The following is a 14,673-nucleotide window of genomic DNA, read 5'->3' on the forward strand; positions in this document are numbered from 1 at the left end:
ATGTCCTTCGAACTTCCCTCTCGTGACGTTTCCGAAGACGCGGTGGCGATCGTCGGTCTGGCGTGCCGCCTTCCCCAGGCCGGCGACCCGGAATCATTCTGGCGGCTCCTCTCCGACGGCCGGGACGCCATCACGGAAGTGCCCGCCGACCGGTGGAACTCCTACGACTTCTTCGACGAGGATTCGGCCGCCCCCGGCAGGGCCAACGTCCGGCACGGCGGCTTCATCGACGGCATCACCGAATTCGACGCCGGCTTCTTCGGAATTCCGCCGAACGAGGCCGCGATGATGGACCCCCAGCAGCGGCTCGTCATGGAACTGAGCTGGGAAGCGCTCGAGGACGCCGGAATCGTGCCCGGCAGTCTGCGGCAGTCCACCACGGGCGTGTTCGTCGGTGCCATGGCCGGCGACTACGCGGCCCTCCTCCAGGGCAACGGCCCCGAAGCGGTCACCCGGCACAGTCTCACCGGCCTCAGCCGGGCGCTGCTCGCCAACCGGGTGTCGTACACGCTCGGCCTGCGCGGTCCCAGTATGACGGTCGACTCCGCCCAGTCCGCCTCGCTGACCGCCGTCCACATGGCCTGCCAAAGCCTGCGCGACAACGAGTCCGGCCTCGCGATCGTCGCCGGCGTCAACCTCAACCTCACCTCTGAAGGCACGGTCGCAGCGGCGAAGTTCGGCGGACTGTCCCCGGACGGCAGGTGCTTCACCTTCGACGCCCGCGCCAACGGCTACGTCCGTGGCGAGGGCGGCGCCGTTGTCGTACTCAAACCACTGGCCCGCGCCCTGGCCGACGGCGACCAGGTGTACTGCGTGATCGCCGGCAGCGCCGTCAACAACGACGGTGCCAGCGAGGGGTTGACGGTCCCCGACCGGCACGCGCAGGAAGAAGTCGTCCGACTGGCCTGCCGCCGGGCGGGGGTGGCGGCGGCAGACGTCCAGTACGTCGAACTGCACGGGACCGGCACCCGGATCGGGGACCCCATCGAGGCGCGGGCGCTCGGCGCCGCCATCGGTACGGCGAAGGAACCGGGCGCACCGCTGCTCGTCGGCTCCGCCAAGACGAACGTCGGCCACCTGGAGGGCGCTGCGGGCATCGTCGGGCTGCTCAAGGCCGCGCTGAGCATTCACCACCGGCAGCTGCCGCCGTCCCTGAACTTCGAGACCCCTCATCCGCTGATCCCTTTGGACGAACTCAACTTGCGGGTGAACACGGAGCTGACGCCGTGGCCGCGCACCGACGTACCGCCGCTCGCCGGGGTCAGTTCCTTCGGCATGGGCGGCACCAACTGCCATGTGATCCTGGCCGGGTTCGAGCAGAGCGGGGTGGCGAAGGGTGCGCCGCTGGGCGGACTTCCGGCTCAGGCGTCGGGATCGGCATCGGCATCGGCATCGGCATCGGCATCGGCATCGGCATCGGCATCGGCATCGACGGAGCGGGACCACGGTCCGGTTCTGCTGCCGCTCTCCGGGCACAGCGAGGCAGGACTGCGCGGCCAGGCGGCGCGCCTGCGCGACCATCTGCTCGCCGACGTGGACGGTGAGGCTGCGGCTGGCGCCTCCGACGAATCCCCGGCCCGGCTGGTCGACACCGCGCTCGCCCTGGCCACCACACGCGAGGCCTTCGCGCACCGGGCGGTAGTCGTGGCCACCACCACCGAGGACGCAGCGGACGCCCTGGACCGGCTGTCGCGTGGCGAGCCCACCGCCGGTGTCGTCACGGGCCACACACCCGGCACCGGGCCGGCCGGCGTCGCCTTCCTCTACTCGGGGCAGGGCAGTCAACGCCCCGGCATGGGAAGTGAGTTGTACGACGCCCATCCCGTGTTCGCCGCCGCTCTGGACGAGATCGCCGCCGTCCTCGACGACCAGCTCTCCGTGCCGCTGCGCGCCGTGATGTTCAGCGCCGAAGGCACCCCTGAGGCGGAACTGCTCCACCGGACAGCCTTCGCGCAGCCCGCGCTCTTCGCCTTCGAGATCGCGCTCACCCGTCTCTACGAGAGCTGGGGCGTACGCCCCGACCATCTGATCGGGCACTCCATCGGTGAGATCTCCGCCGCCCATGTCGCCGGAGTGCTCAGCCTGCCGGACGCCTGCACGCTCGTCTCCGCTCGCGGGCGTCTGATGCAGAGCCTGCCGGACGGCGGCGCGATGATCGCCGTCCAGGCGACGGAGGAGGAAGTACTCCCCCACCTGGAAGGTGAAGCATCGGCGTCCGTCGGCGTAGCCGCCGTCAACGGGCCGGCCTCCACCGTCATTTCGGGCGAGCGGGACCGTGTCGAGGAGATCGCCGAGACCTTCCGCGCCGCCGGCCGCAAAGTCCATCGGCTGCAGGTCTCCCACGCCTTCCACTCCCCGCTGATGGAACCGATGCTGGACGAGTTCCGGCAGGTGGCCGAGTCGCTGACCTACCACGCACCCACTCTCCCGATCGTCACGAACCTCACCGGCACGTACGCGACCGCCGACCAACTCGGTTCGCCCGACCACTGGGTGCGCCATGTGCGTGAGGCGGTCCGCTTCGGCGACGGCATCCGGTCGCTGGCCGCCGAAGACGTAGCCGTATACGTCGAGATCGGCCCCGGCTCCGTACTGACGGCCCTCGGGCAACAGTGCCTGGACGGCACAGCGGACGCCGATTTCGTCGCCGCGCTGCGCGACGGACGGTCCGAGACCGGCACCGTGCACCAGGCACTGGCGAGGCTGTACGTGCGAGGCGCCGGAGTGGCCTGGGAGGCGGTGTACGACGGATCGGGCGGGCGGCGCGTCAAGCTGCCCACGTACGCGTTCCAGCGGGACAGGCACTGGCTCCAGGACTCGGACACCGTTGCGGGCTCGGGCGCCGTTACGGCGGCCGGTGCTGCCCCGGTGGCGGTCGTAGCTGTCGAACCGTCTGTGACGTCCTTGGCCGGCAAAATCGGCGCGCTGTCGGTCGAGGAGCAGGAACGCGAGCTGCTGGACCTCGTCTGCACGCAGATCGCCCTGACCCTCGGGTACGCCACCTCCCGAACCGTCGATGCCACGCTCGCGTTCAAGGAACTCGGCTTCGACTCCCTCAGCGCTGTTGAGCTGCGCAACCGGCTCAACACGGCGACCGGACTTCAGCTCCCCGCGACGCTCCTCTTCAACTTCCCCACCCCGCACTCCCTCGTCACTCATCTGCTGACACAACTCACCGACTTTGAGGATGGGTTGACGCCGGTCATTCCGGCCAAGGCTCCGGTTGACGATGATCCGATCGCGATTGTGGGGATGGCGTGCCGGTATCCGGGCGGGGTGGTGTCGCCGGAGGGTTTGTGGGATCTGGTGGCGGGGGCTCGGGATGGTGTGGGTGAGTTTCCGGCTGACCGTGGCTGGGATGTGGAGAAGCTGTACGACCCGGATCCGGAGAGCCGGGGGACCTCGTACGCCCGGCACGGCGGATTCCTGTATGGGGCCGGGGAGTTCGATCCGGGGTTTTTCGGGATTTCGCCGCGTGAGGCGTTGGCGATGGATCCGCAGCAGCGACTGCTGCTGGAGACCTCCTGGGAGGCCATCGAGCGGGCGGGGATCGACGCAACCGGGCTGCGGGGCAGCCGTACCGGCGTCTTCGCCGGCGCCATGTCGCAGGAATACGGCCCGCGTCTCCACGAAGCCGCTGAGGCGGCCGAGGGAGCGGAGGGCTACGCGCTGACCGGCAATTCGGTCAGCGTGGCCTCGGGTCGCGTGTCGTACACCTTCGGCTTCGAGGGTCCCGCGGTGACGGTGGACACCGCGTGCTCGTCCTCGCTGGTAGCCCTGCACCTGGCGGCGCAGGCCCTGCGCTCGGGCGAGTGCGACATGGCCCTCGCCGGCGGCGCCACCGTCATGGCCTCTCCCGGCATGTTCGTGGAGTTCTCCCGGCAGCGGGGCTTGTCGGTGGACGGCCGCTGCAAGGCGTTCTCGGCGTCGGCGGACGGTACCGGGTGGGCCGAGGGCGTCGGCATGCTGCTCGTGGAGCGGCTGTCGGACGCGCGCCGGAACGGTCATCCCGTGCTGGCGCTGGTGCGCGGGTCGGCGATCAACCAGGACGGAGCGAGCAACGGCCTCACGGCACCGAACGGCCCCTCACAGGAACGAGTGATCCGGCAGGCGCTGGCCAACGCCGGTCTTGCCGGTGCTGAGGTGGATGCGGTCGAGGCGCACGGTACGGGGACGACACTGGGCGACCCGATCGAGGCGCAGGCCCTGATCGCGACATACGGGCAGGGGCGGGCCGAGGACCGGCCACTGTGGTTGGGCTCGCTGAAGTCGAACATCGGCCACACGCAGGCGGCTGCGGGTGTGGGCGGCATCATCAAGATGGTCATGGCGATGCGGCACGGCGTGCTGCCGCAGACGCTGCATGTCGACGCGCCGTCGCCGCACGTGGACTGGACGGCGGGCGCCGTCGAGCTGCTGACCCAGTCCCGGGAGTGGTCCGCGTCCGGCCACCCCCGGCGGGCAGCGGTCTCGTCGTTCGGGATCAGTGGGACCAACGCCCATGTGGTCATCGAGCAGGGCGAGTTGGCCGACTCGGCCGTGGAGGCAGAGGCGCAGGCTGACGGGCTGGCTCTGCCGCTCGTGCCGTGGATGATCTCCGCCCGCAACGCGGAGTCGCTGGCCGTCCAGGCTGCTCGTCTGCGGGAGTGGGCGGTGGACGCTCCGGAGGCTGATGTCGCTGCGGTGGGCCAGGCGCTTGCCACGGGGCGCGCGCTGCTTGATGAGCGGGCGGTCGTGGTCGGCGAGGACCGGGACGAGCTGCTGGCGGGTTTGGCGGCGCTGGCGTCCGGGGCGTCTGCTGCTGGTGTCGTGAGCGGCAGTGGTACGGGCGGGAAGCTCGCGCTGCTGTTCGCAGGGCAGGGGAGCCAGCGGCTGGGCATGGGCCGCGAACTGGCTTCCTCGTTCCCGGTGTTCGCTGCCGCATGGGACGAGGTGTGCGCGGTTCTGGATCCGCTGCTGGCACACCCGGTACGGGACGTCGCTCACGCGGAGCCAGGCTCGGAGCTGGCCGGGATGTTGGACGAGACCGGCATGACGCAGCCGGCGTTGTTCGCCTTCGAGGTGGCCCTGTACCGCCTGCTGGTCTCGTACGGGATTACGGCGGACGTACTGGCCGGACACTCCATCGGTGAGTTGGCGGCCGCACATGTGGCCGGGGTCTTCTCCCTGGAGGACGCGTGCCGTCTGGTGGCGGCGCGCGCACGGTTGATGCAGGCGCTGCCGTCTGGTGGTGCGATGCTCGCCGTCGCCGCGTCCGAGGCTGACGTACTTCCGCTGCTGGAAGGCCGCGAGCACGAGGTGAGTGTCGCGGCCGTCAACGGACCCGCCGCCGTCGTCATCTCCGGTGCGGAGTCAGCGGTCGAGGACATCGGGCAGCTCCTAGCCGCTCGCAAGATCCGGACCCGCAGGCTGCGCGTCTCGCACGCCTTCCACTCCCCTCTGATGGACCCCATGCTGGACGACTTCCGGCAGGTGGCGGAAGGCCTGACCTACGCAGAGCCAGCGATCCCGCTGATCTCCAACGTCACCGGGCAGCTCGCCGAACCGGGCCAGCTCACGACCCCCGACTACTGGGTACAGCACGTCCGTGAGGCGGTCCGCTTCGCCGACGGCGTGACAGCGGCTCGCACCGGCGGTGCGACGCTGTTTGTCGAGGTGGGTCCGGACGGGGTTCTCTCCGGACTTGCCCAGCAGACCGTCGACACGGGCGACACCACCGCCTTCGTCCCGGCCATCCGCAAGAACCGCGACGAGACACGCGCCCTGCTTGAAGCTCTCGCCACCCTCCACACCCGTGGAGTACGCGTCGACTGGGCCACGTACTTCGACCGCACCTCCCTGCGCCACCTCGAACTCCCCACCTACGCCTTCCAGCACCAGCACTACTGGCTCAACGCGACAACCGCCACCGGCGACGTCACCACCGCCGGACTCACCGCCATCGACCACCCCCTCCTCACCGCCGCGACAGAAGTCGCCGGCGGATCCGTGATTCTCAGCGGGCAGTTGTCCGCCGCCTCGCTCCCCTGGCCGGCGCTGGACACGGCGGCGCCCTCGGCTGTCGTGCTTTCCGGTTCCACCCTCGTGGAACTGGCCCTGCGAGCGGGAGAGGAGGTGCGTTGCGGTCACATCGAGGAGCTGACACTCGCCGCTCCGATCACCCTGGCCGATGCGCACGGGGACGTTCTGCACCTTCAGGTCGCGGTGACCGCACCGGACGACTCGGGCCGGTCCGTGCTCAGCGTCCACACCCGTCGCGCGAGCGACCACGTCGCGCACGACTGGACGCTGCACGCCTCCGGCGTACTCACCACCGCACAGCCCAGCCTCTCCCCCACCGCCGAGCGGCTCGACATGCGCCCCGCCGACGCCGTGGTCGTTCCGGTGGAGAGCGTGTACGACCGGCTGGCGGATCACGGTTACGACAGCGGTCCGCTGTATCCCGTGCTGCAAGAGGTCAGACAGCGCGGGACCGACACGTTTGTCGAGGTGGAACTGCCCGAGGAGCTGCTTTCCTCCCGCACCGCTTTTGGCCTGCACCCGCTTCTGCTCGACACGGTGCTGCACGCCCACCACGCGGCACGCCTCTCCTCCGACGCGGACACGGACACGGATGCGATTTCCGTCCCGCTGCCCGTCGCATGGCAGGGCGTGTCCCTGTACGCCACAGGGGCCGGACGCCTGAGCGCGCGCATCTCGCAGACAGCCGCCGGAAACGTGCGCGTGGACGTCGCCGAACACACCGGGGCCGCGGTGGCGACCGTGGAGGCCGTGACGCTAGGCACGCTGCCGCAGGACAGTATCTCCGCCACCCCTGGCAGCGCCCTCGGCGGACTGTTCGACGTCGACTGGATCACCGTGCCGGTGACCGGCGATCACGCGGATGCGGTCCTGGACCGGACCGTGCTCGTGGCGGACGCCTCAGAGTCCTGGCCCACTGCGCACTACACGAGACTGGCGGAGTTGGGCCTGGCCCTCACGGACGGTGTGTCGGCACCCGAGTTCGTTCTGGTGCCCTGCGCGCTGGGCTCGGCTCCGGAGGACGCCGCGTCGCATGCGCGCGCCTGCGTACAGAGTGTGCTGTCCACGGTGCAGGAGTGGCTTGCGGACGACCGGTTCGCGGCGTCCAAGCTCGTCCTGCTCACCCGGGGCGCGGAGGTCGACGCGGTAGGCGAAGCCGCGACGATGGCCGGCTCGGCCGTCTGGGGCCTGGTCCGGTCCGTACAGACCGAGCATCCGGACCGGTTCGTCCTGTTGGACGTGGACGAAGGCGTTGGCGAGAGCGTGGGCGAAGTCGGGGACACCGGCTTCGTACGGGCAGTCGTCGCAGCCCTCGGCTCCGGCGAACCCCAAGTAGCCTTCCGTGCAGGACACATCAGGGTCCCCAGGCTGACGGAGCGAACCGCGCCGGACGCACAGGCCGTACAGGCCGACGTGTCGACGGAGCCGTGGAGTTCGACAGGTACCGTCCTGATCACGGGCGCCACCGGCACACTGGGCCGTCTCGTCGCGCGTCATCTCGTCACCGAACACGGCGTCCGGCATCTGGTGTTGGCCAGCCGGCGCGGGTCCGCCGCCGCTGGATCCGCCGAACTCGTCGCCGAACTTGCGGAGTCCGGCGCGCACGCTGAACTGGTCGCCTGCGATGTCGCCGACCGCGACGCGCTCGCCCGGCTGATCGCCGCCGTCCCTGCCGACCGTCCGCTGTCGGCCGTCGTACACGCTGCCGGTGTCCTGGACGACGGCGTCGCATCGGCGCTGACTCCGGAGCGGCTGGATGCCGTGTGGCGGCCCAAGGCGGAAAGCGCCTGGCTCCTGCACGAGTTGACCCGAGATCTGAATCTGACGGCCTTCGTCCTGTTCTCTTCCGTGGCAGCCACGCTGGGCAGCGCGGGCCAGGCGAACTACGCGGCTGCCAACGCCTTCCTCGACGGCCTTGCCACGCACCGCAGAGCCCTCGGCCTGCCGGCCACCTCCCTCGCCTGGGGCCTGTGGGAGGACTCAGCCGACGGCATGGCCGGAACCCTCGACCCGACCGCCCTGGCCCGGTGGACCCGCCTGGGCATCGCGCCCCTTCCGCAGACCACAGGGCTTGCGCTCTTCGACTCGGCGCTGGCGCAGGATGCGACGCATGCCGTACCGGCCCGGCTGAACCTCGCCAGGGTCGGTGCACAAGGCAGCCCCGTCCCCGCCCTGTTGCGTGGCATGGTCCGTACGCAGGCCACTCGGCGCACGGTCGGCGACGCCGAGCGCACACCAGCCGCGACTCCCCTGGCCCAGCGACTGCTCGGGATGGGCCTCGACGAACAGGAGCACATCCTCGTCGACTTGGTGAGCAGCCAGGCGGCGCTGGTCCTCGGTCATGTCCGGCCCGGTCTGATCGGGGCGGGGAAGGCGTTCAAGGACGCGGGCTTCGATTCCCTGACGGCCGTCGAGCTGCGCAACCGGCTCGTCGCTGCGACCGGCGTGAGCTTGCCGAGTTCGCTGCTGTACGACTACGCGTCACCACAGGCTCTGGCCACCTATCTCCGCACGGAGTTGCTGGGCCAGGAGGCTGCACAGGCCTCGGTCACCGCTGGTACGTACGGCAGTTCAGCCGCCGCCTTCGACGAGCCGATCGCGATCGTGGGCATGGCATGCCGGTATCCGGGTGGGGTGGTGTCCCCGGAGGGGCTGTGGGACCTGGTTGCCTCACGCGCCGATGTGATCGGTGAATTCCCTGCGGATCGCGGCTGGAATCTGGGAAAGCTGTACGACCCCGATCCGGAGAACCGGGGCACCTCTTACGCCCGGCATGGCGGATTCCTTTACGGGGCCGGTGAGTTCGATCCGGGGTTCTTCGGGATCTCGCCGCGTGAGGCGCTTGCGATGGATCCGCAGCAGCGGTTGCTGCTGGAAACGTCGTGGGAGGCGATCGAGCGGGCCGGGGTCAACGCGACCGAGCTGCGCGGCAGCCGTACCGGAGTCTTCGCGGGCATCGCTCCGCAGGACTACGGCCCACGACGGCACGAAGCCCCGGAGAGCATGGAGGGGTACCTCCTCACGGGCGGCTCCGCCAGCATCGCCTCGGGCCGGGTGTCGTACACCTTCGGCTTCGAGGGTCCAGCGGTGACGGTGGACACCGCATGCTCGTCATCGCTGGTGGCACTACACCTGGCGGCGCAAGCCCTGCGCACGGGCGAGTGCGACATGGCACTCGCCGGCGGCGCGATGGTCATGGCCACGCCGGGGACCTTCATCGAGTTCTCCCGGCAGCGGGGGTTGTCCGCGGACGGCCGGTGCAAGGCGTTCTCGGCGTCGGCGGACGGTACCGGCTGGGCCGAGGGCGTCGGCATGCTCCTCGTGGAGCGGCTGTCGGATGCCCGCAGGAACGGTCATCCGGTCCTGGCGGTGGTGCGCGGGTCGGCGATCAACCAGGACGGTGCGAGCAACGGCCTCACGGCGCCGAACGGCCCGTCGCAGCAGCGGGTGATCCGCCAGGCGCTGGCGAATGCGGGCCTGACGACGTCGGATATCGACGCTGTCGAGGCACACGGGACCGGCACGACGCTGGGTGACCCGATCGAGGCGCAGGCCCTGATCGCGACGTACGGGCAGGGGCGTGCCGAGGACCGGCCGCTGTGGCTGGGGTCGCTGAAGTCGAACATCGGCCACGCCCAGGCGGCTGCCGGTGTGGGCGGCATCATCAAGATGGTCATGGCGATGCGGCACGGCGTGCTGCCGCAGACGCTCCACGCGGACGAGCCCACACCACACGTGGACTGGTCGGCGGGCGCTGTGAAGTTGCTGAACGAGCCCCAGGACTGGCCCGAGTTCGGCCACCCCCGGCGGGCGGCGGTCTCGTCGTTCGGGTTCAGCGGCACGAACGCACACGTGATCATCGAGCAGGACGAACGTACGGATTCCACTGTCGAGACGGACCGACCGGAACCGTCGCTGGTGCCGTGGGTCATCTCGGCGCACAACGCGGAGGCGCTGGCCGCCCAGGCGGCCCGTCTGCGGGAATGGGCTGCAGGGGCTGCCGAGACCTCTCCTGCCGTGGTGGGCCGGGCGCTGGTCGACAGCCGGGTGCCGCTCGATGAGCGGGCGGTTGTGGTGGGCGCCGACCGGGACGAGCTGCTGACGGGCCTGGAGGCACTGGCCTCCGGGACATCGGCTGCCGGTGTGGTGACCGGCAGCGGTACGGGCGGGAAGCTCGCGCTGCTGTTCGCAGGGCAGGGCAGTCAGCGGCTGGGCATGGGCCGCGAACTGGCAACCACGTTCCCGGTGTTCGCTGCCGCGCTGGACGAGGTGTGTACGGTTCTGGATCCGCTGCTGGCACACCCGCTACGGGACGTCGTCCACGCGGAGCCGGGTTCGGAGCTAGCTGGGCTGCTCGACGAGACCGGGATGACACAGCCGGCCCTGTTCGCCTTCGAGGTGGCCCTGTACCGGCTGCTGGCCTCGTACGGAGTTACGGCGGACGTACTGGCCGGGCATTCCATCGGTGAGCTGGCAGCCGCGCATGTGGCGGGGGTCTTCTCGCTGGAGGATGCATGCCGTCTGGTGGCGGCTCGCGCACGGTTGATGCAAGCCCTGCCGTCTGGTGGCGCCATGCTCGCCGTCGCCGCACCCGAGGCGGACGTACTTCCGCTGCTGGAAGGCCGCGAGCACCAGGTGAGCATCGCGGCCGTCAACGGACCCGCCGCCGTCGTCATCTCCGGTGCGGAGTCAGCGGTCGAGGACATCGGGCAGCTGCTGGCCGGTCGGGAGATCCGGACCCGCAGGCTGCGGGTCTCGCACGCCTTCCACTCCCCTCTGATGGACCCCATGCTGGACGACTTCCGGCAGATCGCCCAGACCCTCACCTACGCGGAGCCCACCATCCCGGTGATCTCCAACGTCACCGGTGAGCTTGCCGAGGAGGGGCAGCTCAGCACCCCCGACTACTGGGTGCGGCACGTCCGCGAGGCGGTCCGCTTCGCGGACGGAGTGACAGCGGCCCGTGCAACCGGTGCCACTCTCTTTGTCGAGGTCAGCCCCGACGGCGTCCTCACCGGCCTCGCCCAGCAGACCATCGACACCGACGACAACACCGCATTCGTCCCGGCCGTCCGCAAGAACCGCGACGAGACACGCGCCGTAGTCGAGGCGCTGGCGACGCTCCACACGTGCGGCGTACGCGTCGACTGGGCACCGTACTTCGCCACCGTGCCGGCCCAGCACGTGGCGCTACCGACCTACGCCTTCCAACACGAGCACTACTGGCTCAACTCGACATCCAGGACCGGCGACGTCACCACCGCCGGACTCGCGCCCATCGACCATCCCCTCCTCACCGCCGCCGTGCCCTCCCCGGACAGCGACCACCTCACCCTCACCGGACGGCTCGCCCTCACCACCCACCCCTGGCTCGCCGACCACAACGTCCTCGGAAACGCACTGCTCCCGGGCACGGCAGTCGTGGAGCTGGCGTTGGAGGCCGCAGCACAGACCGGTGACTGCGAAGCAGTGGCCGAACTGACCCTGGAAGCACCGCTTGTCCTTCCTCAGGAAGGGTCCGTGCAACTCCAGGTGCTGGTAGACAGTCCTGACGACGCGGGGCTGCGCGGCATCACGGTCTTCTCCCGGGTCCAGGACACATCGAACTGGCTGCGGCACGCACAAGGCACCCTGGCACCCGTCGAGTTGGCACCGTCGTACGACCTGACGCAGTGGCCGCCGCTCGGCGCACAGCCGGTCTCGCTGGACGGGCTGTACGACGACCTGGCCGGGGCGGGTCTTGCGTACGGACCGGTCTTCCAGGGACTGACGTCCGCATGGCGCGACGGTGACGAGGTCTACGCCGAGATCACCCTGCCGGAACAGGCCCACGGAGACGCGGCACGCTTCGGCCTGCACCCCGCCCTCCTCGACGCAGCCTTGCATGCCATCACCCTCGGCATCGTGCTGCCGAAGGCCGAAGAGGGCCGTCCCTACCTGCCGTTCGCCTGGTCCGGGGTCTCCCTGTCCGCCGTGGGTGCCACCTCGCTACGTGTCCGCATGGCACCGACAGGACCGGGCGAGGTGTCCGTGGACATCGCGGATCCGTCCGGGCTGCCGGTCGCCTCCGTACGGTCGCTCGGGGTCAGGACGGCATCCGCTGAACAGCTCGAATCCGCGGTGTCGGAGGCCTCGGCGGGCTCCCTCTTCGGACTGGAGTGGACGGCCCTGCCTCCGACGGCTGTCGCGAACGCGGGCACGCCGGGGCGGGTCGTCGCCCTGGGCGGTGCCCCGGTGTCCGCTCCGCGTGACGGTCTCGCCGCTTCTTACGCCGACCTGTCCGCCCTGCGCGAGGCCATCAGTGTGGGCGAGGACGTGCCCAACGTCGTACTCGTAGAACTGCCGCAAGCCGAGCCGACCGGGGAAGGAACGGACACTGCTGTGGCGAGCGGCGTGGATGTGCTCGCCGAGGCCCGGCGCAGCATGTACGCGACGCTCCAGCTGCTTCAGGGGTGGGTCGCTGACGAGAGCCTGGCCGACAGCAGACTGGTTCTTGTGACCACCGGGGCGGTCGCGGCACGCGACGGCGACGTACCTGAACTGTCGGTCGCGCCCGTCTGGGGGTTGGTCCGGTCCGCGCAGTCCGAGTACGGCGGACGGTTCACACTGCTCGACACGGACGGTCACGCCGACTCGACGCTGGCGATCCTGGCGGCCTGCGCCACCGGCGAACCTCAAGTGGCCGTGCGCCACGGCGCCTTGCACGTACCCCGCCTGGCGGTTGTCCCGGAGAGGACCGGAGCGACCGGCGCGACCGGCGCGACCGGTGCTAGCGGCCCTGGCGAGCGGAAGGCCTGGAACCCTGAGGGCACAGTGCTCCTCACCGGAGGCACGGGAGAACTCGGCGCGCTGGTCGCACGCCATCTCGTCGCCGAACACGGCGTACGCCACCTGCTGTTGGCGGCCCGTCGGGGCATCGAAGCGCCGGGGGCCGACGCCCTCGTGGCGGAGCTGGAGTCGCTCGGCGCGGAGGTCGGCATCGCGACCTGCGATGTGCGTGAACGGGACGAGATCGCCGCGCTGTTGGGATCGATCCCTGCAGCACGGCCGTTGACGGCGGTTGTCCATCTGGCCGGCATCGTGGACGACGGCGCGGTGGCATCGCTCTCCGCAGCCCACATCGACCGGGTCTTCGGCCCGAAGGCCGACGCTGCCTGGCACCTGCACGATCTGACCAAGGAACTCGGTCTTTCGGCCTTCGTCCTGTTCTCGTCGATCGCCGGCACGGTGGGCAGTGCGGGCCAGGGGAACTACGCCGCAGCCAACGTCTTCCTGGACGCGCTCGCCCTCCATCGGCGCGCCCAGGGGCTGCCCGCCACCTCGCTCGCCTGGGGGCTGTGGGATCTCGGCAGTGGTATGGCCGGTGCGCTGAGCCCGGCAGATATGGCACGCCTCGCGAGGACCGGAGTCGCGCCGCTCCCGGCAGCCGAGGGCCTGGCGCTCTTCGACGCCGCTCTGTCGCTCGACGCGGCGTCGGTCGTTCCGGGCCGCCTCGACACTGCGGCCCTTCGCAGGCAGGACGAGATCCCGGCCGTCTTCCGTGGTCTGGTCAGGTCTCCGGTACGGCGCGCGACGGCGGGCAGCGCGGCGCAGACGGCTTCGGGTGTGCTTGCGGGCCGGTTGCGCGAGCTGCCGGCCGAGGAACAGGTGAGCGCACTCCTGGACCTCATCCGTACCCACGTCGCTCTCACGCTGGGACACGCCTCCTCGCAGACCGTCGACACGACCATTGCCTTCAAGGATCTCGGCTTCGACTCCCTCAGCTCCGTCGAGCTCCGCAACCGGTTGAACACCGCCACAGGCCTGCGGCTCCCCGCGACGCTCCTCTTCAACTTCCCGACCTCCGACGCACTGGCCGCACATCTCCGCGACCAACTCGTCGGCACCGTGGCCGAACTGAGGCCCGTCGCCTCCGCCAGTTCGCCCGTGAACGACGACCCGATCGCGATCGTCGGTATGGCCTGCCGCTACCCCGGAGACATCACCTCCCCAGAAGACCTGTGGCGCCTCCTCGTCCAGGCCGACGACGCGATCACCACCTTCCCGACCAACCGTGGCTGGGACCTGGACGGGCTCTACGATCCCGATCCCGAGCACTCCGGCACGAGTTACGCACGGGAGGGCGGCTTCCTCCACGACGCCGACCGCTTCGACCCCGGGTTCTTCGGGATCTCACCGCGTGAAGCCACGGCCATGGACCCGCAGCAGCGGTTGCTGCTGGAGACGTCGTGGGAGGCGATCGAGCGGGCAGGGATCGACGCGGCGGGGCTGCGGGGCAGCCGTACCGGTGTCTTCACCGGTGTGATGTACCACGACTACGGTTCCCGACTGCCGCAGGCCCCGGAGGGGTTCGAGGGATTCGTCATCAACGGCAGCGCGGGCAGCATCGCCTCGGGCCGGGTGTCGTACACCTTCGGGCTGGAAGGCCCTGCGGTGACGGTGGACACGGCATGCTCGTCGTCACTGGTGGCACTGCATCTCGCGGCTCAGGCTCTGCGGTCGGGCGAGTGCGACATGGCCCTTGCCGGCGGCGCCACGGTCATGGCAACGCCCAACGTCTTCGTCGAGTTCTCCCGCCAGCGCGGGTTGTCGGTCGACGGCCGCTGCAAGGCGTTCTCGGCGTCGGCGGACGGTACCGGGTGGGCCGAGGGC

At 70.3% G+C, this 14,673-nt stretch carries 1 protein-coding gene (only partly in view); it reads left to right on the top strand.

Features of this window, described 5'->3' with window-relative positions; all coding sequences use genetic code 11:
* Positions 1–14,673, top strand: partial view of an SDR family NAD(P)-dependent oxidoreductase gene (locus OHS57_RS06175; RefSeq protein ID WP_328581292.1) — the start only. 15,120 nt of this gene lie beyond the right edge of the window; only the first 14,673 of its 29,793 coding nucleotides appear in the window; its start codon is at positions 1–3; its stop codon lies off the right edge, out of view.

It is taken from the genome of Streptomyces sp. NBC_00370, from assembly GCF_036084755.1.
GTDB lineage: Bacteria > Actinomycetota > Actinomycetes > Streptomycetales > Streptomycetaceae > Streptomyces.